The sequence below is a fragment of the Pedobacter lithocola genome, assembly GCF_042650845.1.
Lineage (GTDB): Bacteria > Bacteroidota > Bacteroidia > Sphingobacteriales > Sphingobacteriaceae > Pedobacter > Pedobacter lithocola.
This window is the reverse complement of sequence record NZ_JBHSBW010000016.1, coordinates 526568-552415: the sequence shown is the minus strand read 5'-3', so window position 1 is coordinate 552415 and position 25848 is coordinate 526568. Positions and strand designations below refer to the sequence as shown.

Sequence of the window (25848 nt, the reverse complement as noted above, 5' to 3'; positions counted from 1 at the left end):
TTATTGTTTTCTATTACAAAAAGAAACTGTCTCTTCCATATTCCGCTAATTCGTTGTCTTGCATCATCAAATCACCATCGCCCTTCTTACCTTTTCTGCCGCTTACGCCTATGCCGCCAATTACCTGCCCGTTATGCATAATGACCACACCACCTGTAAATCCAGTAAAATTTTCATCCGTCCAATTGCGCATATCAAAATCAACTGTTTTTTCATTTTTGGGAAAGGATGCCCAGTTGATGGTATCTTTTTGGCCTACTACCGCAGAATACGCTTTGCTTTGGGCTAGCTTGATACTTGCGGGCACCACATGATCCATCGCCTGAAATGCTATTAAATGCCCAGAGGCGTTAACTACCGCAACCGCTACGGGGTTACCTCCATCCTTGCTGGCGTTGGTTATGATTTGATTGACGCCTTGCATGGCTTCTTCTAGTGTTACAGATAAAATATTGAATGGCATGTTTTATTTCTAAATATTGAGGTTTTGCTTATCGGGTCATTTCGTCTGCGGCAAGCATGATAATGCCAGGCACAAAGCCACGGAATTTTTCATCCATCAAATTCACCTTTTTCTCTTCGGCGGTTACGGCCCAACCTGTATAGGTATTATGCACCACTCCTTTTTCATCCACACTCTTTTTAATAAACTCCCAACCCTTATTACACATATCATTATATATAGGCGGCAACCAACCATTTCTCATTCCTTCTTTTACAGATGCCACAACCATTGCGATACCGGTAACTTCTTCAGGAGAAGAAGGATCATCAACCAATACATGCAAGCCACCGTTTTTACTTTGATATTTTACAGTCCCATCTGCAATAACCTTCATTGCTGCTGCAGCTCTTTTAAACTCTGGATGTGTTTTTGGCAGATAGCGCAATAACCCACTTATAGCCCATATTAACCAACCCTGAGAGCGGCACCAATAGGTTTTAGCAGGCTCTCCCTTAAATAAACCGGTACGTACAATTCCTTTTTTAACGTCTAAAAAATACTCGATACCTTGGTTTAACTGATAGATAGATTGTTTCCAATACATATTGGCCACAGCTATATCAGTACATAGCGATGCAGCAATTGCGTTAGCCCTTGTTGCCCAGTAAGCAGTATCAGGTATGGCGAAATCCATATAATTATAGTCGTCATGAGCAAGCATTCCAAACCTATCTCTGGCAGCATAATGTAAAATGGCATCGGCTACATCGAAGCAAACTTGCTTGGCTTTTAAATCGCGGGTTTGTTTATACAGTTCATGTACTGGAAATGCTACGCCGAGGTTAGCCGAATAAATAACAAATGTTAAGGGGCCGTCTCGCAGTATCCTTGCCTTTGGTCCTTCATATTGTTTGTAATATTGCTCGTCGGTTAATTTAGAATCATGCTCTACATGAAAATTAAACCACTTTTTGGAGTAGTCTAACCCTTCCTTATAACCTCGATTAGCAAACCGGAGCAAGCCTTCTATCTGTATGGTGCCATCCCAGTCGGTATTAACCGTTTTAAACTCTGCCTTTAGGGTATTTTTCACCATTTGTTTCAGGTTAGCTGGAAGCATATTCGGTAAACCATCCGCACTCAATACAGACTTATCATAAAAATTTTCGGTTTGCTTGCCTACACTTAAAAGCGGCGATAGGAGGCCGCCTAGAGTTAAACCCAAGGCTAATTCTGTAAACTCTTTTCTTTTCATTTATATAAAATTTTTGTTTTTATTGGGTTATTCAACTTGTCTGCAACTTCTTGGATATAGCTTTCAAATCCTGCTTTGGTAGAGAAACGAGGGTCCGTTTTTTCCCAACAGGCGATAAAATAGATGTTATAAGTTTTATTTTTTTGAGGTTTAAGTGCTACATAGGAAGTATTTGGGATACTATCTGATGAGCTGGTGGTGGCATGACTTGCATATTGACTTGCCGGAAATAAAATGGCCAGTCCCAATTTGGTTTTAGTGCCATCGGCCTGATCCCCATAAGTAAACACAGAACTGTATTCGGAATTATGGTTTTTTAATACCGCCTCGCCACCTTCAAAATTAGCTATTCCGGTAACCAGATATTCATTGTCAGCAAGGCTCAACTTAATTTCATTCTTATAAAAATAATCTCTTTTTATGATGGAGACTTTTTCAAAGCCATTTTTTAATCTGCCAGCAGCGTCCCATTTCTTAAAATTTAGTTTAAATGCTGCGTATAAAGATCCTTCAGCAATCGCTCGAAAAGTGGTTTTATCAGCATCAGCCAGACGATAAAGGTTTCCGTTTTTTTGTACCGCTAAACCACCTGCCCCTAATGAATTGCCAGTACGTAAAATATCCATACCCCAATCTTGAAGCTTATGCCAACTACCAACCAAACCTACGCGGTTTAAAATAGGTTCTGATAAGACTTTACCATAGATATCTTTACCATTTCGTTTATCAAAAAAACTTCTGAAAGCCACTTTATCATTTTCAATTCCCGGACCTTCTAGCTGATAAACCGGATCAGCGATGTTCTGTGTAAACCCCCGACTTCTTTCTAAATACTCAATTTCCTTTTCAGGAAGTGCATTTTTACTTTTTTTGCTAAAGCGGATATTCGTTACTTGCGGAAAAGAGATTTCATCAATCGTTTTTACCCATTCCATCTTCAATGTATCTTTTGAGTTAGCATTGAGATTCACTTCTATTAATAAGCAATCCCATCTTCCGTCCTCATCTTTATCTATCAATTGGCTTGTTAAAGTTTTATTTGCTTTCTTTATTAGCGGATAAAAGCCCGAAGGCATATTTTTTAGTTTACTTTTTTCGATACAGATAATTTCACCTTCTCTTTTAAAGCTTTGGTCATTTTCAATAATGATTAAGTGTTGAGGTATTTTGGCTTGTGACCAAGCCTGAGTGGCTACCAAAATGATCAAAATTGGTAAACAAACACGTTTTATAAAAAAATCCTGAAATATCAGCTTATAAAATATCAGCAAACGAAACTTGTAACCTTTCATGTTTTTCGGTTTTTGATTCCATTGGTTTTACCTAATCACTTATTAAGCAAATACATTTGCGTCTCTTATTTGGAGTACAAAAGTATTTTGCTTAAAAAATTGGGTTGGCAAAAAATGAAGTCTATTATATTTGGTTAACCAATTTTTTGTTAACCAAATATAAAAACAATTTTAAACAATTCAAGAAAATTATTTTCTTTTTTAACATAGCTATAATGCTTCTTTTTTCTAAAGAGACATCATAAGACTTATAGAAGGCATGTTTTTGAAGTTTAGCCCAAAAGTAGTTAAGGCCATATCATAGGTAAGTGGAATAGCAGAGTGCTTGTTAACGATGGGTAAGTTATAAGCCGCGCCCGTTCTTCTGCCAAGAAACGTTTATTCGAAAACCAGATTATGGTTTAAAATGGCCAAAATTATCAGTTCTGTTATTTGCTTGAGCAGCTAAGAATTGATTTATTGGAGACTATTAAATCGATTTATAAAAATATTGTTGAACCCGCTAGCTTAAAAAATCAACACTTGTGTTTTGCCTGAGTTAAATTAAACCTTGCAAAATATATTTCTCGGTATTTGCATATAATGAAGTATAAATGCTAAAATCGGTTCTATTGGTATCAATTCTTCTTTCCAGGCGTAATACAGGGCTACCGGCATCAATTTCTAGGTAATGGCTCACCAAATCATCTGCTAAAATTGCCCAAATTTTTTGCTCTCCACCTTTTATCTCAATTTTATAATGCGTTCGTAATAGCTCGTATAAAGATTTGTTTGCTAAGGATCTGGAAGCAAAGCGTGGCAAATTATGATTTGGGATATGGAGAAACTCATAAAAGACAACGGTATCCGCTACCCTTCTCTGCCTTTCAATGTAGAAACAAGAGTCTTCCAATTCTTGCTGAGTTGGAGTAAAAGGCATAACATCTGGCCATGATGTAATTCTAGGGCCGTCGATAATTTTTGTCAATAAGTTTTCTACATTACTGTTTGAATTAGCTAAGCGGCCTTCTATGGATAGAATACCCAGCCCGGTTGGCAATTCTTGTACAATGCTTCCCTTGCCATGATGTTTTTTTATATAGCCATCATTAACCAATAAGGCCAAAGCCTGTCTAATAGTTGGTTGTGTTACCGAGTGAGCGATATTGAGTTCACTTTCTGACGGAAGCAAGTCGCCAGCTTTATAAACCCCATTACTGATTTGTTTACGCAGGGTTTCATAAAGCTGGCGATATTGTGGAATCCTAATATTTTTATCAGCCATTTACAATATTAACAAAAATTAAAGAGCTATTGGTTAGCGTTCATCATACATCTAAAACCAAGTGTACCAGCTCGATCTAAACCTGGGTACATCAAAAAATATTTGCAATGAAAATCAATGGGCTGTTTACCCCCTGGAGCAGCTTTAAAATAACTTGTTCCACCGCCAAAGTACCACCTAGATGTGCTCAACTGCCAAGTTTCACAGCCGCCGCGGAGGGTTACAAAGCGATTATTACCGTCAAACCTTTCGCTCTCATTCCATTCCCATACTTTATTAAATACAAAGCTTGTCCCGTGGGTTTCAGCTGCAGCTTGCCATTCCCATTCTGTGGGTAAGCGCATACCAGCCCATGCGGCGTATGCCCTTGCATCTTCCAAAGAAACATACACAACGGGTTCGTTTTTAATGGCATCTGGGCATTTAGTGCCTTTCCAATGTTTCAAATAGTTATCAGTATTTGTTGGCGTATAGCCTGATTTGTTTATGAAATTTTCAAACTCTCCATTAGTAACCACCTTAGGCATGATTTGGTAATTGGGCAATACCTGATTTTGGTGATGAATAATAAAGCTGAAACCATTCTCTTTCACAAATTTATATTCGGTTTCATTCACTGCGTCCTCATCTGGGTAACAATCACCTTCACGCTGTGCATGTTTAACGGTAAAGTGGTAATTAGCACCCTTAACCTTCAATAAATTGGCGATATAATTTTTATTTGCAACTACAGCACTAGGCGTTTTTGCTTTCTTTAAGGACAAGACTTTAGCATAATTATCATTTACAGGAAGCGGTTTTGCATCTTCCGCCTTTTGCTTAGCTAGCAAAGCAAAAATTTCTTTAGAAGGCATTTTACCTTTAAGACCTAACACGCAACCTAATCGATTTATACTTACACTGATTTTACCATTAACCAAGGCTAATTTTTTTCCTGTCCATAAATCATAATACTGCATGTGATGCTCATCTGCATCAAATTCTACCTTAACACCTTTTAATGGAGCATCGGCAACGACATTCCAAATTCGAGTTTCGCTGTTTTCCCAGGATGATATATTTACCGATTTATTGTTTGTAGGCAAATATGGTTTCCATGAATCAGAGGTGTATAAAGGATAGTATTGTTGCCAAATGGCGTTCATTTTACGGATGGTCTGACGATCTGTGGCGTTCCATTTATTCATTATTCCAAATAGGTTTTCCCAAACTATCGCCCCTTGGCCGTTTAACCATGTAAAAGCAAGGTCGTTCTGGCGGTCGGTTTTACCACGATTGATCCTTAACTGCAAATGATCTGGAATGATCCATTTCAAGGCAAGCACCCCTTGATTATTGATTGGCTTTACGGTTTGTGCCCATGAAGAGGTAACGGCGTTAGGCCCTTGTGCGCATTGCAACAGCGGACTCAATTCAGGGCCAACCGTAACACCTCTTTTATACTTATCCAGCTCTTGCTGAAACTCCATCCCATAGGTGCCAACATCCATAAACAACCCATCGGCATCGGTTTTACCAATTATTTCCGGAAAAATTTTGAAATCAGTTTTGTCAGCTTGCCTGGTATCTACGTCCCAAGGATTATAGATAAGAATTGCTTTTACTCCGTTATCATGAAATTCCTTTACAATATTGGCTAAAGCAGGTATACCGCCGGGCATATTGTAAAAATAATCAAACTGGTTTTTTTCGTCGATACCGATATTAGGATAGCTATGCCATATCATTACCGATTGGAAACCTCCAAATTCCTTTTTCATCTTATCGCAGTACTCTTTTACCTTATACTTGCCGGTTTCGTTATCATAAAAATCCTTGTCCCACATAAATGCAAACCCCATAATAAAATTCTTTTTGAGCCATTGCATTTCAGGCCGGTCATACAATTGCCTGTCTAATGCAATTGATTTAGGATTAAACATTATAGCCAGTTCATTATATCTTTTTACACGGTCTGGATTAGATGGCAGCGACAAATTCAATGAACGTATATTTACCTTTGCAATCATATCATCAAGCGCTTCTACACGTACAAAGGGCACTATAGAAAAACTATCAGTGTTAAATTTGGGCACTGAAAGTGTTTGGCTAAACCTTGCCATTTTCTTATCCGCCATAAAATATTCGGTCCCATGGAATACCCGCCTAACTGGATTTGAAATTTCTTCCCCTTTGTTCTTTAATGCGAAATCGATAAATATCTTGGCCTTACCTGCCTTAGCATCTATCATTCCATCTATCACTATTTTTTCTGAAGGCACTAGCTTCATATCGAAAGCTACCTTATTAAAGTTTATGGTGGTCTGTCTGGTTTTATCAAGAATCAACTCGATAAAATAAGCCGTTGTATCATTGGTATGTGCCCTTACAAATGATTGATAATCTTTCATTTTTTTGTACCAATCGTTCCAATTTTCGCCTGGTTTAGGAGGTAAGATAACAGATTCGCTATGTTCTAAGGTTTCTGAGTACTTCCAGTTAGCTGTACCATCCCACATATCGGCATTTATTACATATTGAGAGAAAGGGAAACGGAGGTAATCTGATTGCTTATTTTGTGCATGGAGTTCAGTGGCTGCAATAAGCAAAATAAAGCATATAAGCAGTTTAAATGTTAGATTTTTATGTTCCATCGTAAAGATTATTAAAAAGGGAATGAGATGATATATTATTAGACTATTTTAGAAACGATTATAGCGATAAGTCCAAACACATAAAAAGCAATGGTAAGGCTTAATAAGGTTAAAGTTCCTTTCGGAGGATTTTTAAATTCTTTCCATACAAAAATACCCCATAAAATGGCGACCACTGTTGCACCCTGTCCCAAACCGTAAGAGATAGCGAAACCTGCCTTTCCTGCTGCTAAAATACTAGCAGACATGCCTATACACCATATCGAACCTCCAAGCACACCTATTAAATGAGTTTTTAAAGTGCCTTCAAAATATTGGCTATAACTTACAGGTTGGCCCACAAAGGGCTTTTTCATAATCACTGTGTTTAAAATAAAATTACTGACGAAGATTCCTAGTGAAAAAAAGAATATAGCAGTATAAGGGCTAAGAAGTCCCGCTTCTGGAGTAATTAGATTTACTGCCATTGATTTGGCTACAAACCGATAAAAAAAACTCATTAAAACACCACTAATTACCGCTAATACAATGCCTTTGGCAGAAGTTTGCTGCGAGCCATTATTCATTTTACGGTAAGCGAAAGCGCTGGTTATAATAGCCAGTGCAACTAAAAATACGCCAACTGCGAGATAAACCGGATCGCCGACGGGGGATGCCATGTAATTGATAAACACACCTAATACTAAAGCGATACCCACGCAAATAGTTATAGCAATGGACATGCCTGCAATAGCAATAGCGGCCACTAATAAAATATTTGCAATATTAAAAATCAGTCCTCCCAACATGGCAGACCCAATACTGCCTGAGCCTGCCTGAGCGAAATCATCGGCGAAAGACCGCCCATGGCTGCCTGAACTACCCAGCGTTAGGGCCAAGACCAAGGAAAACAATAAAATACCGATGGTGTAATCCCAATAGAAAAGCTCAAAACGCCAAGTTTTTGAAGCGAGTTTTTGAGTGTTTGCCCAGGATCCCCAGGCAAACATGGCAACAAAACATAAAATAACAGAGATGGTATAACTTTCTGGAGTATACATTTGGTTTAGGTTTAAATTTGGTTAATTATTGAGGTGAGCTTGATGTAAATTGCATCCTGTCTCAATACTCATATCTGCTTGGTTTAATTCTATAATGTAATTAGGCATTTGTTTAAAATTCCATAATCGCTTTGCGGGATACCTTTAGCAAAGGTTCAAAATTCCCATAATCCCTCACTTTTTTATAGGGTTTGTTTGCAACTGTGTTGTATGAGGCGATAAGGCTCCATCGGTCATGATCAGAATTATTACTATCGGAGCGATGAAGAATATTTCCGTCAAAAAACAAGGCATCGCCAGGTTCCATCTCCATATATTCCAATTCATATTTACTAATTGCTTCTTGTAATCTTTCTTCGTCTACCACAGTTTGTTCGTTGATGCGATCGTGATTTATACGGCCAATTTTTTGCGAACCTCTTAACACCTGAAGGCATCCATTCTCCCTAGTTGCTTTATCTACTGCAATGGTACAGCTTAACATATCTGGCAATAAGCAACCGTAGTTGTACCAATATCCATAATCCTGATGCCACTCCCAAGCCCCACCTTCTTTGGCATTTTTGAGTATCATTTTCGCACTATACACGTAAATTGATTCGCCAAGCAAAATTTCTGCGTTTTCAACAACCCTTTCGTTTCTTGAAAACATGCTGTAAATATCTTCTCCAGGCTTATCCCACATTTTAAGTTTGGTAAGGTTTCCGGTTTGGTCACCTTTAACCAGTACTTCTTCTGGATTAATATCTGCTTGCGCAATGGTTTTTAATTTAGCCACTTCTACTGCACTAAACAAAGATTTAACCAGTATAAATCCACTTTCTTTAAATATCTTTTTATCGGCTGGACTGAATAATTTAAAATTAGGATCTGCGATTACTTCTGGTGATTGTAACATGATGATAAATTTTAGCTATTGAAATTGTTTACTTCGGTTAAAGTAGGTAGACCAGCTACCGTGCCTATTTTTGTTACAGCTAGCGCAGCCACTTTTGAAGCGAAATCAATCGCATCTTCAATAGGCTGATTAGTTGACAATGCATAAACTAGTCCACCGTTAAAGGCATCGCCAGCACCCGTAGAATCGATTGATTTTACTTTTTTAGCTGGGAAATGTTGCTTTTTATCTTGCGAAAGCAGAATACTGCCACATTCCGCCAGTGTAATAATTACATTTTTAGACCCTTTACTGATTAGCGCATCTGCTGCGGCATAGGCCGATTCTAGATCGGTAACTGCTATTCCAGAAATGATACTAGCTTCGGTTTCGTTGGGCGTAATATAATCCACTAAAGCGAGTATTTCAGGCTTAATGGCCTGAGCTGGAGCTGGGTTAAACACTACAGTTGTATTTGTTGAATGGCCAATCCTGATCGCTTCTTCCACAACGTCTAAATTGTTTTCCAACTGGATCAGTAAAAAATCAGCTTCTTCAAACAGTTGTTTATTGGCGTGCAAATCTGCAATGGTTAAATGAGAATTTGCACCCGCAACCACACCTATGGCATTATGGCCTTTATTATCAATGAGTATAAGTCCTACACCAGTATGGCAATCGTCAATCACTTTTACAGCATCTGTCGCTAAGTTTTCTTTTTTAAACAGCGCTAAGGCGTCCTTGCCAAATGTATCGTCGCCAATACAACACATAAATTTTAAGTCGGCTCCAAGTCTGGCCAGCGCTAAAGCCTGGTTAGATCCCTTTCCACCTGGTCCCATATCAAACCTACTGCCCATAATTGTTTCTCCAAGCGATGGAATTTTATCTCCGATTACGCTTAAACCCACGTTGTAACTACCTATCACTAATATTTTCTTCATTTAATTAATTAGATATAAGATTTGAGAAATGAGATATTAGATCTTGCTAAGATTTATACCTTTCTACCTTTAAAATATATTTGTTACTTTTTTAAATCGTTCTTTTTGCCTTTCGTTCATCCATTCGCAAATTTCCCATAAATTAGATACTGGAGTATTAGAAAAGGGCAATGTATGATGATAACCTGGAGGGCCGAATTCGGGAGCAATGGTACTTTGCCTCATCCCTTTAGCTAATTGTTTTTGCCAGATCATATCCCACCATTTTTCATGCGCTTCAACATGCTGCTGGTATTCTGGTGCTCGTGGATCGGGTACTTGTGGCCCTTGTTCATATCCTACACGTGCATGGATGTGTATGCATCGCTCTGCACAAAGCTGTATAATTTCTATTTCTGATTCAATTAAACGCTCACAAACACAAACCCAATGACTAAAATCGCAGCAAATGTTTAGCTCAGCAAATGACAGCAATAGCTCTCTGGTATCCCATGGATTATAAGTTATCCTGCCCCTATGCGTTTCATGTGCAACAGGTATTCCTATTTCTTTTTCGTATGCTAAAGCTTGTGCTAAAAACTCGTGTTTTTGGCTCATTGTCCAACTGTCTTTTCCACTTTGGCTATTGATAAGAACAGGGTTTAAAGGTAATGACTGTTGTATCAATTCTTTAAAAGAGGCTACGTGCTCTGTTACGGTTTCGCCATACGTGTGAATCTGGGCAATAAATTCAAAGTCATACTTGGAAAGTAGTTTTTTAAAGCCTACATGCTCCAATGCTCGAACGCTTTTAAACTCTACCCCGTTGTAGCCATTTTCTTTGATTTTCGAAAATGCCGATTCAAATGGTTCTGTAACTCCCCATAAATGGCGAAAGGTCTTTAACTGCATTTGGTTAGCTTATTATAATAAGTCAAAGCTATATATATTTAATGAAACATACAACACTTATTATAATAAGAATAATTAAATTATTGATTTACAAGATTATAAATAACAAATTTAACCTTTTCCTTTCTTAATGCTATGGTCTATATCAAGCAAAAATTGACTAGGACTAACCCCATATTCCTTTTTAAAAACAGTAGAAAAATATGATTTCGATAAAATACCCACCCGATACATTACTTCTCCTACCGAAACTGCTTCACAGGTCATAATCTCAACTGCTTTTTTTAGGCGTACATTTTTTACAAACTCAATAATGGCAAGTCCTGTTATTTCTTTAATTTTTGTACCAAGTTTAGTTTTGCTCATTCCTATCTCCTTGCAAATCATATCCACACTCAAATCTGGGTTTTCCATGTGTAGTTCTATAATAGCCAAAAGTTTGTCCATCAATTCCTTATCTTTAGCAGAGTGTACAAGTTCCCTTACCTCCACCTTATAGTCTTTCAAGTAACGCTGCTTTATTTTTTGTCGCTGATCAAAAAGATTTTTAATAGTGAGCGATAAAAGATCTATATCAATCGGCTTACTAAAATAATGGTCGGCGCCAAACCCTACACCGCTAATCTTTGTATCAGGAGTATCGTTGGCTGTTAATAAAATAATAGGGATATGACTCGTTTCCAAATCTTCTTTTAGCAAACGGCAAAGTTCAATCCCATCCATTTTGGGCATCATCACATCGCTAAGAATAAGATCCGGACTTTGCTCTTTTGCTTTAATAAGTCCTTCCAGACCATCAACAGCTTCATAAATATGATAATGCAATGCTAAGCACTCCCTTAAAAAAGCCCTTATTTCATCATTATCTTCTACAATAAGTAAGGTTTTTGCTTCCCTTGGCAGCGCTAAATCTAGGTTTCCTTTTATTAGGATATCTTTTTTAAAATACAATTCGTTTTTATACTCCAGGCTTTCTAGTTTAACGGTACTTTCTTCATTATTTTCGTCCCACAGTTCTGATAATTTATACTCTTTTTTACCAATTGGGATTGCTATGCTAATTTCCGTACCCTTAAGCTTTTCACTGTATACATAAATTTCCCCTTTGTGCAAAAACGTAAGGGTTTTAACAAAAGCTAGGCCAAGGCCAGAGCCTAAGTGCGATTGAGTAATCCGGAAATATCGCTCAAACAAATGGTTCATAGATTGTTTGGAAATGCCTATCCCGTTATCGGCCACACGGATGTAAACATATTCGGCTGCTTTATAATTGCTTTTTAAAATCAGTTCATTTTCAAACGATGGCTTTAAGTCTGCAATAGCAAAAAAGATTTCAATTGTTACTGTTTCTCCAGCCGGAGTGTATTTAAAAGAATTATGCAACAGGTTGATGATGATTTTTTCTATGATCCGTTTATCAAACCATAAATCTTCGTTTATTACAGGAATATTTACTTTAAAATTGATCCCTAACTCAATTGCTTTTTCAGAAAAGTCTGCAGCTAAATCATTAATCAATTGAGCTAAATTTCCCTTTGTAACCTTTAGGTTTAAAACACCTGTTTCTGCTTTACGGAAATCGATAATTTCGTTGATCAAACCCATCAGGCGCATGCCGTTTCTGTACATAATTTGAGTTGAGTTCTTCAACGTTTCAGAACCTCCCTCTTTCATTATTCGTTGAAGTGGCCCTAGTATTAAGGTAAGCGGGGTGCGTAATTCGTGAGATATATTGGTAAAAAATTGAAGCTGAGATTGATGAATCTCTTCCTTTTTTACTTCATCTATTTTTTTAAGCTCTACTTTCCTTCTTTGTTGAAGCAAGAAAATCAGTGTTGCCATCAAAACCAATACTCGCGACAACTTAAACCACCAGGTCATCCAGAATGGTGGAACAATAATAACATTTATAGATGCCTCGTTTGTACCCCAAACACCATCGGCATTTCTTGCTTTTACCTTGAAAACATATTTTCCTGGATCTAAATTCGTATACGTTGCTTTTCGCTGATTTCCCACAAAGTTCCATGCCCTGTCAAAGCCTTCAAGATAATAAGCATATTGCGTTTTTTCTGGGTCGATATAATTGAGAGATGCATAGTCGAAAGAAAATAATGATTGATCGTAGGCTAGTTTGACTTCCTTCGCTTCACTAATTGGACTTTTTAAAACCGAATTATCGCCAAATGCTATTACACTTTTGTTAAATATTTGGAAATCGGTAAAATATACAGGTGCTACATTACTGCTGTTAGAAATACTATCGGGATGGAAAATATTAAAGCCCTGAGTTCCTCCGAAAAGCATTTTGCCATCTCGGGTTTTTAAGCTAGAATTTCTAGAAAACTCAAGACCTTGCAATCCATCTGCTTCAGAATATCGTTTAAAGAAAAGCTGATCAGGGTTGTATTTGATAAGGCCGTTATTTGTACTGATCCAAAAATTTCCCTTCAAATCTTCCATAATTTCTAAAATTATGATTTTACCGAATTTAGCGCTTAATGCAGGTTGCTTAAATGTTCTGGTTTTAAAATCAAACAGCATTAAACTGTTTTGCCCTATCCATAATCGTCCTTTAGAATCGTTAAAAACCACATCAACAGGTTCATAGAACGAAATTTTGGTATTAGAGTTCGGATTAAAATAACTAGTTAACGATTTATTTTTTTCAGAATAGCAATATAAACCTGCATCGTCTGTTCCTATCCATAAATCCCCATTTTTATCTTCCTGTATCCGGCTGATACTTTTGCCTTCAAATTTTGTTTTTTGATTAATTGGCCCCTTAAAAAGCCTAAATATGCCTTTTTTTCTATCTAAAACCGATAAGCCGCCGTACGCAGTACCCACCCATAATTGCCCCCTGCTATCTTCAAATAGCTGGCATACGTCATCAGAACCGGTGGAGTTTGTATCTGCGGGCTGGTGAACAAAACGAGAAAAGTTGTTTGTTTTAGGGTTAAACCGATTAAGCCCCCCTCCCCATGTTGCAACCCAAATAGTTCCTTGTTTATCCTTATAGACATGAAGTACCGCATCGGACCCTAGAGTACTTGAATTACCCAATTTATTACGATATACCCTATACGTGTTATCCTTTCGATTCCAAATGTTGATGCCTCCACCGTCTGTCCCTATCCAAATTAAACCGTCTTTATCTTCATAAAAAGTTTTTACGTTTTTATGAGATAAACTGTTCGATTGCGGAAGGGCCGTAACCAGATTGAATTTATACCGTTCGGGACTGTAAACGCATAGCCCCCCACCTGTAGCCACCCAAAAATTATGCTGCTTGTCTTCCAATACAGCGGATACACTGTTTTGAGGAAGACTTGTTTTAGAAGACGGATCACTTTTGTAATGGGTAAAGCTATTGGTCGTAAAACTATATACACTGAGCCCACCATTTACTGTTCCAACCCAAAAATCACCTTTACTATCTTTAAATAGACATAGAACTTCATTTTCTGGCAAACCGATTAGCTTGTTTTCATTTTTTTTAAACTGCCTGACAGATCCTTTTGTACTATTAATAACTGATATTCCTTCCTCTTTTGTCCCTACCCATAGATCGCGGTTTTTATCTTCACAAATTGCAGTAATGAAATTACTGGAAATGCCATTACTTCTATTAAACAACTTCCAAGTACGGCCAAATAATTGATACAGCCCATTTCCATCCGTGCCTACCCAAAGCGTTTTATTGCTAGCTTGATAAATACAATTTATGCCATTAAGGTTCTTTGCCTCTTTAGTGTAAGCGCTATAATTGTCTATTCGCTTTTTTCCAAATTGTATAAGGTTCAAACCACCCGCAGTACCTATCCATAAATTTCCTTTATCATCTACAAAGACAGTTCGGATGTTATTATTGCTTAATCGGCCTGCATTCTTGGTATTGTACAAAAAACGAGTAAATGTATTTGAGTTTCTGTTAAACCTATTTAGTCCAAAACCTGTTGCAACCCAAATATTATGGTCTTTATCTTCGCAAATGCCATTAATAAAGCTATTGCTTATGGAGCCTTTATTGTTTACATCCGGTAGGTAATTTATAACCTGATAGCCATCATATCGGCTCAAGCCATAACTCGTTCCTATCCATATATAACCTTTACTGTCTTGAAAAACACATCTTATTTTACTATTTGACAGCCCTTTTTCAATCACTCTAAATTTAAGTTCAGGATAGGAAGCTGAAGCAATACCTGCATTGGCAAAAAAGAACAGTATAATATATATATGGAAAACGAGCCTACTATATACCAGTGAAATTGTTTTGCAAAGGACCTTTTTGCTCATTAACATTTTAAACAGATTTTAAGGCTAAAATACTGAAAATAACTTGGTGCGATGCCCATATACAAACCACTCGTCGTGTTTTTTGAACGTTATAAGCTAATACAGTTACAAAAATGACCAATCAAGCAACAAGGTATAATTTTAAATTTGGTCATTTGTAGTATAACCATTTATAAAAATTATAAACCTAAACATGATACAAAAACCGGAGGCATTAACCTCAGCTCAATCGATTGCTGGGACAACTAACCTCAAGTATTTAGATTGCTGTCTTTCAGGGCTTTTTGCCAAAAGCAGCGAACATACATCCCAGAAAAAAACCCTTTTCTTAACGAGTTGCAGCTTAACTATTGGTATGATGATCTCAATCACATCATGGGCGCAGGAGGTAAAAAATAAACAGCTGAAACCCCAGTTAATCATTCAATCAAATTTTGAAGGGACAACCCGAGTTGTGCCAATACCTGGTACTAAAGATTATGGCGCTTCAATAGAACGGTTAGCTGGCAAGGGAGCAAAACTAAGGAATAGCGACTGGGATAAAGATCTTATACCAGTAATTAAAAGTGGCATACTGGAGGTTCAATACACTGGTGGCGATTCTTCTAAACGCTACGCTAAAGTTGTACCAGAGCCAGGCAACCCTAACAACCATGTACTTAAGTTTTGGCTGGATGGTTCATGGACAGCAGATTTGGGACTTCAAAAAGCAAGGGTACAAACAAATCTATATGGCATCAAGGGAGGTTTCAAAGAATTTTATCAGTCGGTAAGAGTATTTCTTTCTAACGATTTTGCAGTGCTTCGAGATTACCCTAAAAGAATAACATGGCTTACACTTTCAGAATTTTGGAATAACGAATGGTGGGTAAAAGAAGAGAAATATGGTTTCAGGAATGGCTTGTGTATTGGCAAACTAGATCCTAATGAAACAGATTTAAACTTTTTATTAAATGCCGAAGACCCAGGCCAAAAAGAAGTTTGGCGGTATAACAATACAAACGTAAAAGTACCCATAGGAAAATGGTTTACCATGGAATACTACTTTAAAGAAGGCAATAAAGAAACCGGCCGTTTTTATCTAGCCATAACCCCAGATGGTGAGCCGAAAAAAGTGGTTTATGATGTGCATAATTTTACGCACATGACCACTGATCCAGCTCCAAACGGATTAACAGGATATAACCCGATGAAATTATATACTTCACCAGAAATTGTTGCCTATGTGAAATCTAAGGGGAAAACACTCCAGATTTATTGGGACGATTTTAAACTCTGGAAGAATAAACGCCCACAATAAATACACTTTAAAATTTACAAATAAACTTTATGAAAAACAGGTTTTTGTTTTTACTTCTATTTTTTATGGGTAGCCAGGTTACTGCCCAAAGCACTAATCCCATCGTTATCGGTAAAACTAGATTCACGGTTATTACCCCCGAACTTATCCGAATGGAATATGCCTTGGATGACAAATTTGTAGACAATACTCTTTTTTTGCACATAATCGCTCAGCCTTGAGCAATGAGTTTCAGATTAAACAAGACGGAAACAAGTATACCATTACTACCAAAAGAATGGTAGTAAAATTTATAGATGATGGCTACCCGCTCAGCAACCTTAACATCCGTATTACCGTTTTTAATAAGCCAAAAAATTATGAATGGGCGATGCATAAAAAGGATAATAAAAACCTTGGTGGAACCCTGATTACGCTTGATCAGATTACGGGCGAAGTCCCTACTAGCAATGGTTTATTATCCAGAAACGGTTGTCAGTTAATTGATGATAGCCGAAAAGAAATTTTTGTAGATGGATGGATTGCCGAACGTTCTGTAAATCACCTGTCCGATTTTTACTTTTTCGCCTATGGCAATGATTATAAAACGGCACTCAAGGCCTTGTCTACCATAAGTGGTGAAGTGCCTATGAATCGTAAATATATTCATGGAAGCTGGTATTGCCGCTGGTGGGATTACTCGGCAGATGAGTTTTTAGAAATAGCTAAGGGATATAAGGAACATGATTTCCCGCTTGATGTAATGGTATTGGATATGGGCTGGCATACTCAAAAAGATGCCACAACTGGATTGGGCAATACAGATTCTTACGGATGGACGGGCTACAGCTGGAACAAAAAACTATTTCCCAATCCTCAAGGTCTGCTGAATAAGTTAAAAGACGACGGTCTGGCTATTGCCCTGAATGATCACCCTCATGATGGGATCCGCCATCACGAAGATCAATACCCTAATTTTATGAAAGCTATGGGCGAAGACACTACGGGTAAAAAAGACTTGTTGTTTAATGCCGGAAATAAAAAGTACATGGAAAACTTTTTTAAGTATGCTCAGCAGCCTTTAGAGAATATGGGGGTAGATTTTTGGTGGCTAGACTGGCAACAAGATATGGAAATGCCTTATGTGTTGGGCTACCGCACCTTACGACACTTACCTTGGCTTAACAACCTTTACTTTAAAAATTCAGAACGTGATAACAAACGAGGACTTCTGTTTAGCCGTTGGGCGGGATGGGGAAGCCACCGTACACCTATACAATTTTCTGGTGATGCAAAATCAACCTGGGAATTGCTGAAATTTGAAGTGCCTTTTACCACCAATAGCGGTAACGTTGGATGCTTTTTTTGGGCGCATGATATTGGTGGCTTTTTTGGCGACCGTAATCCGGAACAATACGTGAGGTGGACACAATTCGGACTTACCAATTCATCATTAAGAATACATTCTACTTATGATTCAAAATTAGACAGGCGTCCTTGGCTTTGGGGCGAACAGGCTGAGATAGCAATGAGAAAGGTCTATCATCTTCGCTCGCAATTAATGCCGTACATCTATTCAAGCGTTTGGCAATGCCATAGTCAAACAATCCCCTTAAACCGAGGAATGTATATCGAGTATCCCGACAAGGAAGAGGCGTACAATAATCCGCAACAATACCTATTTGGCGACTTGTTACTCTCTGCCCCGATAGTATCTCCCGGAACAGGAAAAGATTTAATTGCTAACCAAAAAGTTTGGTTTCCAGAAGGTGATACTTGGTTTAATATCTTTAACCATAAAAAATACGAAGGAGGTACAACACAAGATGTAAGTGCAGATATTAATGAGTCTCCCTTATTTGTTAAAGGCGGTTACCCTTTGCCAATGCAACCTTATCGCCAACGAATGGCAACCGCAAAGCTTGATACCCTGGTTATACGATGCTATCCAGGAACAGAGGGTAAAAAGAACATGTTTACGCTTTATGAAGATGATGGTGTTTCTACCGATTATTTAAAGGGCAAAAATGCATTTAATAACCTGTATTATTTGCAAGCGAAGAACGGAGCGGATATAACCATTGATGCTGTTGCCGGCCAAGGTTATAAAGACCAACCGCTAAAAAGGGCCTATCAAATAGAGCTACTTGGTGTAGTGATGAAAGGTGCCAAAGTAAATGGGAAAAGTAGGAAAGTAGTATGGCGAAAAGATTTAAATGCAAGCGTTGTTACTATTCCAAGTACAACGATAAAGCAAGTGATTACCGTTAATTTATTTCAATAAAAGTATTACACTGAGTTCGATAAAAAAATTTATAAAAAGAAAGTTACGAGTACAAGCAATTTAAAAATATTTTTTTAACCAAATAATTATTAATTAAACCAAAGTATGAAAAATTCTTTTTTAATAGTGCTAACTATTCCTGCATTAATATTATGTATGGGCAGTTGCAAGAAAAACCAAGAGGTAGCAAATACCACTGCCTCTTCATCCAGCACTTCAGAAAACCAGCTTCAGTTGCTAAGCACCACAGGCACACTGGTTGCGTCATCAGATTTTAACAATTCAGCTATTTCTTATGTAGATCCACAACGTGATGACCTTACCGGCATTAATGTTAGTCCCTACGACTGGACAACTTCAAATTTTGGAAAAAGCTTTCGCTTTTATTACGAAGGGGGAACATCTACAGACCGCAAAGCTGTAATAACAACAGATGATAACAGTACCAATAACATTCTAAAATACATTATTACTAACGGCACCATTGCGGCAAACCCGCCAAAAGCCAGAGTACAGGTAGAAATTGATGGCTTTAAGGACCCAGTTACTGGCGGATATTTCAAAGAGTTTTACCAAAGCGTAAGAATGAAACTTCATTACAGCTCATTCAAGAAAATTTTAGATGACCCAAACCGACTAGTCCCACCTACCCCAACATACGATCCACATGATTGGCTTACCTTATTTGAACTTTGGAACAATAATACCTGGGGAGATGATTTTCCTTTTAGAATAGGGATAACTTTAAAGAAATCTGCAAACTTGCAAAATTTTAACTTTGAAGCAGGTGCTCAAAAAGATGTTAGCGGTTCGTTTCAAGACGTTTGGAAAAATTCTTCCTCTACATTTGTTGTACCACTAGGCACCTGGATGACTGTTGACATCTATTTTAAAGAAGGTACAGCAGGCAGTAATAATGGTAAGTTTTATATGGCTGTTACGCCAGATGGCGGTACTAAAACAGTAATATTTGATTATGCAACCGGCACTAATCACAATTGGACACAGCACCCAGGTGATCCTAATCCAGACGGTGTGCAAAGTTGGAACGCCATGAAACTATATACTTCTAAAACTATTATCGACGCTGTAAAAGCAGGTACTAATCCTCAATCGTTACAAGTATCTTGGGATAATTTTAGAATTTGGAGAGATAAGCAACCTTAATAATTTAAAAATTGCTTGTACTTTTTTAATAAAGCTTAGTAAACAATAAATATGATCAGCTATAAAAAACCAAATATATCATGAAAAAATATTCTTTTTTGTTAGTATCCATGTGCTTCTTCTTTGCATGCAGCAAAAAAAACAGTCCACTAGTGTCCTCACCACCTATTAATCCAATTGACATCAGTCCTGTACCAACTTCAGAGTTGATATTTAACTCTGGTTTTGAAAACACTACCATCATACAAACTAATGCGCAGATGGATGAATTTAGAGGTAAAGATCTTACGTTCTCTACAAAGAATGATTGGGTAACTGATTTCGCAAACCATCCGAACGTTGGTTATGTAAGAAATTACTATGAAGAAGGTGATAGTACCCAGCGTAGGGCCAGAATTGTAGCAGAACCATTAAACCCGAGCAACAAAGTGCTTAATTATAAATTACTTACACCTCATATTGCCATTCCGGCAAGCTCTCAGTATACGGTAAATGGAATTGTTTTCGATAAAAAAGCCAGAATACAAATGGATATTTACGGCAATACCGATTTGAAGGAAGTATACCAATCTGTACGCCTATTTATACCTACAGACTTTAACAAGCTTGTTAATTCTGCATACCCAGCAAGTGGAGATTGGATTACCCTATTTGAGTTTTGGAATAATGCGCAATGGAATCCTGGGGCTACCTATCCTTTCCGTTTTGGTGTTACGCTTAGCAAAATTGCTCCTGGCACCGTTGGCTCTCCATTCTTTTTCAAAGTTGAAGCCCAGAAATTAGTAAGCGGATTTGTAACCGTATGGGAAAAATCTAACACCGGTTTTCAAGCTCCTATTGGTAAATGGATGACCATAGAGTATTATATCAAAGATGGTAACAAAGGAAACGGACGCTTTTATTTTGCAGTTACACCAGATGGCGGCACTAAAACGGTAGTTTATGACCTTAAAGAAGATACCTGCCATCCAGATGACCCCAATCCGGACGGGCTTGGAGACATCAATCCAATTAAACTTTATACCTCTAATAACATGGTAAATCAGATGAACGCTAGAAATGGCATCTTCCAAGTGTATTGGGATGATTTTAAGTTTTGGAAAAATAAAAGGCCATAATTTTCTTCAATCGAAGAATCCGCTTCATAATAGAACAGCGATTAAACAATAAAATTCCCGGCAACTTGCGCAACCGGGAATTTATACCTTTCAGCCGATTTACCTACTGCTATGGCGTTATAGCGCCCACGCTAGGAAGTTTGTTTTCGTACATTTCCAAGTCATCCCAATATACCTGTAGAGATTTACCTGCAACTTGAAAAGGTTTAACCACAGCCTCGCTGCAGTATAATTTCATCGGGTTAAAGCCATTATAACCCGTAGGACTGGTATTATTGCGATGGATATTAGTTGCATATTTATCACACAACTTATTCCAAACACCTGTATTGGTAGCATTTACCTCACGAACTGCGAAATAAGTTCTGCCTGTACCAGCATCACCTTCTTTAATATAAATTTCTGCTTCCAACCATTTGCCAGTTGGTATTTTATAATTGGTGTTCTGCACACTCCATATATTTAGTGGTTGTGCACCATTTACACCCATTTCATCACAGCTAACTACAAAATTAAATTTTGTTGTGCTTAAATTGTTTGGCCTAGTAATATCAATCGTTATTCTTGAGTCTTTCCCTGTGGTGGTGGGTACATGATCTCTAAATTCCCACAATAGCAACCAATCACCTGCGTTTGGCACTGGAAAAGTAGAGGCTTGAAGAAGATTGAAATCGTTTGGTAAATAAAACTTAACTTTTTGATAGTATTCCCTGATGTTTGATGATACGGCCAAATCTGCCGTTGTGGCACCAGGAGCAAGCGATTGTGAGAATAGTTCTGCAGCCACACGACCTTTATTTGTGTACCCTGCCGGTATTACAGCATTAGTAAGCCTAAAACTTAATATGTTGTCGCTATTGTTGCTACCCACATCCTTAACAGAATTTGGAATTATTTCGGCTCTTCGATCGGTATAAGTTCCCATTTCATAATTCATACGGAAAAGCTTGTATTTTACTGGCGTTTTTGTTTCTAAATCATAGATCCAATCACTATTCATCAAGCCTGTGGTATTACCTTTAATATCCTCTCCTTGAGCAGTTGGGTTAGCCACTATTTGTGGATAGTTAGTATTGGCAGTGCTTCCTGGCTCAAATCCAGACTGAAATATAAATTCCTCTGCTTTAGATACTGCAGGAGGTTGCGTAACAATTGGTGGTGTAACAACAATAGCCGTTTTTGTTCCTTTCTTACATGAATATACCATTGTAAGTAAAAGAATAGCGAAAAGTAAAGGTTTTTTTGTCATAATATTAGATCGTAATCTATTTTTTAAGTTTACTATACCATTAATAAAAGAAAGTTTCTTTAAGCAAGTCACCTTCTTATTATTTAACACCATACATTTTAAGGTGCTATAGCGCCAGGGGTAGGAAGTTTGTTTTCTTGAATTTCAAGATCATCCCAATACATTACAAATGATTTGCCAGCACTTTGAAAAGGTTGAAGAACAGGCGCACTGCAATATACCTTCATTGGATTCCATCCATTCCAGCCCTGTGGGTTTGTATTATTGTGATGAATATTGGTAGCATATTTATCGGTGAGTTTGTACCAAGTACCAGTATTATTCGCATTTACATTGCGCATTGCAAAGTAGTTTCTACCTGCACTACCTACACCCTGTTTCAGGTAAATTTCCGCTTCTAGCCATCTGCCAGAATTTATTGTATAATTGAAATTCTCATCTTTCCAAATATTTACAGGTGGCCCGCCCACACCCATTTCATCACAAGTCATAATAAAGTGAAACTTTGTTGTACTGGTATTATTGGCTCGTGTGACATATATTGCTACTCGAGAATCTTTGCCAGTAGTTGTTGGTATATGGTTTCTGAATTCCCATAATAATAACCAATCGCCTGTATAAGGTAAAGGAAACGTGGAAGACTGTAAGAGATCAAAATCAGTTGGTAAGTAAAACTTAACCTTTTGATAATATTCCGTGACATTAGAAGCTACTGCTTTATCTGCAGTTGTAGCACCAGGTGCAAGTGATTGAGAAAATAATTCGGCTGCCACACGTCCTTTCATATAATTACCTTCGGGTATTGTAGCATTAGTAAGCCGATATCTCAATACCGTGTTGCTGTTGTTGCTGTTTACATTTTTTACAGGGTTGGTTATTATTTGCGCTTGGCGATCGGTATACGTTCCCCCTTCATAATTAATTCGGAAGAGCTTATATTTCACCGGCGTTTTGAGTTCTAAATGATAAGTCCAATCGCTTGATGTTAAGCCTAGGGTATTACCTAAAATATCCTCACCTTGGCCAGTCGGGTTTGCAGCTATTTGGGGGTAATTGGTATTACCACTGCCAGGCTCAAAACCCGACTGAAACACGAGAGAAGGGGTAGCAGCTATTTCTGTAGCATTACTACCCAAGGCAACTATTTTTGCAGATTTACTACCTTCAGAAGCTAAACTTGCCTCAGGATCTGCATTTTTTGAACAAGCACTCAATAATGCCATTGGCAATATTACAGCGTAAATTCTGCTAAAAAAGAATTTCTTTTTCATAATTTTTGGTTTATAATTGGTTAGGTTGTTATTAGTAAATTGTTATCATATTCATTCTATCCTAACTTAAATCAGAATATTGAATGAAATGTTATCAATAAAAAGCAAATGACTATTAACTTAAAATTCATAGATTAAAAAAGACCGAAATTCTTTAATTATCAATGTTTATCTGCTTATTGATGTGTTCAAGACAATCTATTTGCATCTTTCTCTTTGCATAGTTATATCCTGTTAATTATTAAATTTTATACTATTTGCCCCAATTACCCGCCTGTGCTGCCAATTCAAATTCTATAGTAGCGCCATTTGCAATATCTTTATGCCTAATAACAGAACTGTTCCATGGCTTTCCATTTACCTTACATGATTTGATGTAGATATTTTTAGCCGATAAATTATTTGCACTTATACTTAACTTTTTTCCATTGCTTAACGTTATCACCGATTTTTTGTAAAGTGGTGCGTTCAGGTAGTAAATATCCTGACCAGCATTAGGGAATAAACCCACGGCAGACAAAATATACCACGAAGTCATCGCCCCGGTGTCATCATTGCCGGTATAGCCGGTAGTGTCGTAATTTTTATTTAATATCCAGTGTACCCATTTAGAGGTTAGATCTGGTCGCCCAGCGTGGTTAAACGAACGCAAAGCCCAAAATGAAGGTTCATTTCCATAGTCAATAAGCTTGTTATTCATTCCATATTCAAGTCGTTTAGCATACATTTCCTTTCCACCAACCAATTTTATCAAACGGTTTATATCATGCGGAACGAAATAGCTATAGGTCCATGATGTACCCTCATAAAATGGGTTTACCCATGATTTTCCCCACATTTTAGCATCTTGATTGATGAATGATCCATCGGCTTTTTTAGCATCAATGAAACCTTTAAAGCCATCACTTTCTAGGTTAGGGTTCCACAGATTTGTCCATCCCTTACTTCTTTTAATGAATTTTTCATAATCGGCGGTTTCCCCTAAACCTTTGGCTAATTGTGCTACGCAAAAATCGTTATACGCATATTCAAGCGTGTTAGAGTTACTGTTAAAGCATTCAGGAATCCAGCCCAATTCTTTATAGCGGCCATTGTTGGCCTTATATTCCGGATTTTGTTGATTGCGGGCAACTAAACCCTTACGTTCTTTTTCTGCATTATATTTTACCAACCCATAAACTTCTTGCCAGTTTACACCTTTAAGGCCTTTAACATAGGCATCGGCAATTACATTGTCTACATCATTCCCACCTTGCTCTTCCTCCATTTCAATGCCAGCTACAAAGCCATCACGTACAGCACCATTATGTTTATAGCGATCTACAAAGCATTGAATGTTACCACGAACCATATCTTGATCAATTAACATGAACAAGGGGAAGGCCGAACGCCAGGTATCCCATAAGGCGTAATTATCATCCCAATAAGGAGCGTTACTTTTCCAATTTGGATTGTCGCCGGTACGATCACGGGGTTGAATCATGGTATGATACATTGCGGTATAAAAAATCTTTTTTTGTGCTTCAGAGTTGGTTTCAATTTTAATATGCTGCAGCTTGTTCTCCCAAGCAAGCATACCCGCTTTTTCCACATCTTCTAGATTCCATCCTTTAATTTCATTATTGAGGTACTTTTCAGCATTTTCAAATCCCGAAAAGGAAATAGAAGCTTTCATCAAAATTTTATCATCCTGTTGAGTTTTGAAGCGGCAGAATGTTCCAACACGTTGCCCTGCATCCTTATCTAAAGACATGGCATATTCACCTTTTTTCAATGTATTGTCTTTCCATACGCCACTTTCAGAAAATGACTTGTTAAACTGTGCAATAAAATAAAGTTTATAATAGCCATAAGCCCAACCTCCTGAACATTCTATGGATGCACGAATTTGATTTTTTTCAGGCAGTATTTCTACGTCGCATTTTCTAAACTTATAACCTAGCTTGGGTATAAAATCTGCAATGCTTTGGGTAGCATCCAAAACTATGTAAGCACTATCTGTTTTAGGGTATGTAAACTGGTATAATGCAGCATGATGTGTGGGCGCAACGCCAGCAACAATGTTATAACGGTCTAAATTAGTTTGGTAGTAGTATGCCGTGGTAATTTCTTTTGATTTAGGAGAATCGTGCTTATCTGGAGCTACAGCAAGTCCTACTTGAGGAGAAATCAGGAAATGGCCGTACTTTCCCCAGCCTGTACCGCTTACATGCAATTGACCAAACCCTCTGATAGGTCGATTTGGATGGTAACCATCATGATCTCCGTCTATAGTTTGCGGAGATGGGCTGATACTTGCATAAGGTAGTTGCGGACCAATGATACAATTGCTTCCTCGAGTATCAATCACTCCTATTTTGGTGTCAATATAGTTTACCAGTTTAGTTTGTGAAAAGCTTTGAATGGATATTAACAACCCAATACCCATAGTGCTTAACTTTTTAATCATCATAATTTGTAGTCAATTAATTGTTGCTTGTTATTATCTTTATATTTTTTTGAGATGGTAAAATGCTGACTGTAGCTACGTTTAGAAA

The 25848-nt window shown here is 37.6% G+C and carries 17 protein-coding genes; 4 read left to right on the top strand and 13 right to left on the bottom strand.

What is annotated here, in order from left to right:
- Positions 1-13: 13 nt before the first annotated feature.
- The 10 genes from ACFOWA_RS20500 to ACFOWA_RS20455 form a co-directional block, all read right to left on the bottom strand.
- Positions 14-463, bottom strand: coding sequence for a GlcG/HbpS family heme-binding protein (locus ACFOWA_RS20500; RefSeq protein WP_154281194.1), 450 nt, complete (start codon positions 461-463; stop codon positions 14-16).
- Between the two features lie 28 nt (positions 464-491).
- The gene (locus ACFOWA_RS20495) at positions 492-1700 is read right to left on the bottom strand and encodes a glycoside hydrolase family 88 protein (RefSeq protein ID WP_154281195.1); all 1209 of its coding nucleotides are present in this window, start codon (positions 1698-1700) and stop codon (positions 492-494) included.
- The gene (locus ACFOWA_RS20490) at positions 1697-2992 is read right to left on the bottom strand and encodes a DUF4861 family protein (protein WP_154281196.1); all 1296 of its coding nucleotides are present in this window, start codon (positions 2990-2992) and stop codon (positions 1697-1699) included. Before ACFOWA_RS20490 ends, ACFOWA_RS20495 begins: the two co-directional genes overlap by 4 nt.
- Positions 2993-3530: 538 nt before the next feature.
- A complete protein-coding gene (locus ACFOWA_RS20485) occupies positions 3531-4256 on the bottom strand; it encodes a GntR family transcriptional regulator (protein WP_378988888.1) in 726 nt (241 codons plus the stop codon).
- Positions 4257-4282: 26 nt separating this feature from the next.
- On the bottom strand, positions 4283-6889 hold the full coding sequence (locus ACFOWA_RS20480) for an SUMF1/EgtB/PvdO family nonheme iron enzyme (RefSeq protein ID WP_378988886.1): 2607 nt from the start codon (positions 6887-6889) through the stop codon (positions 4283-4285).
- A gap of 38 nt (positions 6890-6927) precedes the next feature.
- Positions 6928-7929, bottom strand: a complete 1002-nt coding sequence (locus ACFOWA_RS20475) for a multidrug DMT transporter permease (RefSeq protein ID WP_378988884.1) — start codon at positions 7927-7929, stop codon at positions 6928-6930.
- A 112-nt stretch (positions 7930-8041) separates the two neighbouring features.
- On the bottom strand, positions 8042-8827 hold the full coding sequence (locus ACFOWA_RS20470) for a phytanoyl-CoA dioxygenase family protein (protein ID WP_378988882.1): 786 nt from the start codon (positions 8825-8827) through the stop codon (positions 8042-8044).
- An 11-nt stretch (positions 8828-8838) separates the two neighbouring features.
- The gene (rbsK, locus tag ACFOWA_RS20465; protein WP_154281201.1) at positions 8839-9750 is read right to left on the bottom strand and encodes a ribokinase; all 912 of its coding nucleotides are present in this window, start codon (positions 9748-9750) and stop codon (positions 8839-8841) included.
- A 69-nt stretch (positions 9751-9819) separates the two neighbouring features.
- Positions 9820-10641: a sugar phosphate isomerase/epimerase family protein gene (locus ACFOWA_RS20460; protein WP_154281202.1), complete on the bottom strand. Its 822-nt coding sequence runs from the start codon at positions 10639-10641 to the stop codon at positions 9820-9822.
- Between the two features lie 111 nt (positions 10642-10752).
- Positions 10753-14943 carry a hybrid sensor histidine kinase/response regulator transcription factor gene (locus ACFOWA_RS20455; protein WP_378988880.1) on the bottom strand — a complete coding sequence of 1397 codons (4191 nt, stop codon included), beginning with the start codon at positions 14941-14943 and terminating at the stop codon, positions 10753-10755.
- A 193-nt stretch (positions 14944-15136) separates the two neighbouring features.
- On the opposite strand from ACFOWA_RS20455, the gene ACFOWA_RS20450 reads away from it, so the two are divergent.
- The 4 genes from ACFOWA_RS20450 (at position 15137) to ACFOWA_RS20435 (ending at position 20791) form a co-directional block, all read left to right on the top strand.
- A complete protein-coding gene (locus tag ACFOWA_RS20450) occupies positions 15137-16243 on the top strand; it encodes a hypothetical protein (protein WP_378988878.1) in 1107 nt (368 codons plus the stop codon).
- A gap of 217 nt (positions 16244-16460) precedes the next feature.
- Entirely contained in the window at positions 16461-18506 is a 2046-nt protein-coding gene (locus ACFOWA_RS20445) for a glycoside hydrolase family 31 protein (protein WP_378988876.1), read from the top strand.
- A gap of 105 nt (positions 18507-18611) precedes the next feature.
- The gene (locus tag ACFOWA_RS20440; RefSeq protein WP_154281205.1) at positions 18612-19673 is read left to right on the top strand and encodes a hypothetical protein; all 1062 of its coding nucleotides are present in this window, start codon (positions 18612-18614) and stop codon (positions 19671-19673) included.
- An 80-nt stretch (positions 19674-19753) separates the two neighbouring features.
- Positions 19754-20791: a hypothetical protein gene (locus tag ACFOWA_RS20435; RefSeq protein WP_167515688.1), complete on the top strand. Its 1038-nt coding sequence runs from the start codon at positions 19754-19756 to the stop codon at positions 20789-20791.
- A 109-nt stretch (positions 20792-20900) separates the two neighbouring features.
- Here the strand turns inward: ACFOWA_RS20435 and ACFOWA_RS20430 are convergent, their stop codons facing one another.
- From ACFOWA_RS20430 to ACFOWA_RS20420, 3 genes are all read right to left on the bottom strand, one after another.
- A complete protein-coding gene (locus tag ACFOWA_RS20430) occupies positions 20901-22040 on the bottom strand; it encodes a hypothetical protein (RefSeq protein ID WP_378988874.1) in 1140 nt (379 codons plus the stop codon).
- Between the two features lie 98 nt (positions 22041-22138).
- Positions 22139-23311, bottom strand: coding sequence for a hypothetical protein (locus ACFOWA_RS20425; RefSeq protein ID WP_154281208.1), 1173 nt, complete (start codon positions 23309-23311; stop codon positions 22139-22141).
- Positions 23312-23564: 253 nt separating this feature from the next.
- Positions 23565-25763, bottom strand: coding sequence for a GH92 family glycosyl hydrolase (locus tag ACFOWA_RS20420; RefSeq protein WP_378988872.1), 2199 nt, complete (start codon positions 25761-25763; stop codon positions 23565-23567).
- Between the last annotated feature and the right edge of the window lie 85 nt (positions 25764-25848).

Excerpts from the sequence above, each read along its gene's own strand:
- ACFOWA_RS20475 (WP_378988884.1), bottom strand. The coding sequence starts at position 7,929 with ATGTATACTCCAGAAAGTTATACCATCTCTGTTATTTTATGTTTTGTT.
- ACFOWA_RS20450 (WP_378988878.1), top strand. The coding sequence starts at position 15,137 with ATGATACAAAAACCGGAGGCATTAACCTCAGCTCAATCGATTGCTGGG.
- ACFOWA_RS20480 (WP_378988886.1), bottom strand. The coding sequence starts at position 6,889 with ATGGAACATAAAAATCTAACATTTAAACTGCTTATATGCTTTATTTTG.
- ACFOWA_RS20420 (WP_378988872.1), bottom strand. The coding sequence starts at position 25,763 with ATGATGATTAAAAAGTTAAGCACTATGGGTATTGGGTTGTTAATATCC.
- ACFOWA_RS20460 (WP_154281202.1), bottom strand. The coding sequence starts at position 10,641 with ATGCAGTTAAAGACCTTTCGCCATTTATGGGGAGTTACAGAACCATTT.
- ACFOWA_RS20470 (WP_378988882.1), bottom strand. The coding sequence starts at position 8,827 with ATGTTACAATCACCAGAAGTAATCGCAGATCCTAATTTTAAATTATTC.
- ACFOWA_RS20435 (WP_167515688.1), top strand. The coding sequence starts at position 19,754 with ATGAAAAAATATTCTTTTTTGTTAGTATCCATGTGCTTCTTCTTTGCA.
- rbsK (WP_154281201.1), bottom strand. The coding sequence starts at position 9,750 with ATGAAGAAAATATTAGTGATAGGTAGTTACAACGTGGGTTTAAGCGTA.
- ACFOWA_RS20425 (WP_154281208.1), bottom strand. The coding sequence starts at position 23,311 with ATGAAAAAGAAATTCTTTTTTAGCAGAATTTACGCTGTAATATTGCCA.
- ACFOWA_RS20455 (WP_378988880.1), bottom strand. The coding sequence starts at position 14,943 with ATGAGCAAAAAGGTCCTTTGCAAAACAATTTCACTGGTATATAGTAGG.
- ACFOWA_RS20430 (WP_378988874.1), bottom strand. The coding sequence starts at position 22,040 with ATGACAAAAAAACCTTTACTTTTCGCTATTCTTTTACTTACAATGGTA.
- ACFOWA_RS20490 (WP_154281196.1), bottom strand. The coding sequence starts at position 2,992 with ATGAAAGGTTACAAGTTTCGTTTGCTGATATTTTATAAGCTGATATTT.
- ACFOWA_RS20440 (WP_154281205.1), top strand. The coding sequence starts at position 18,612 with ATGAAAAATTCTTTTTTAATAGTGCTAACTATTCCTGCATTAATATTA.
- ACFOWA_RS20500 (WP_154281194.1), bottom strand. The coding sequence starts at position 463 with ATGCCATTCAATATTTTATCTGTAACACTAGAAGAAGCCATGCAAGGC.
- ACFOWA_RS20485 (WP_378988888.1), bottom strand. The coding sequence starts at position 4,256 with ATGGCTGATAAAAATATTAGGATTCCACAATATCGCCAGCTTTATGAA.
- ACFOWA_RS20495 (WP_154281195.1), bottom strand. The coding sequence starts at position 1,700 with ATGAAAAGAAAAGAGTTTACAGAATTAGCCTTGGGTTTAACTCTAGGC.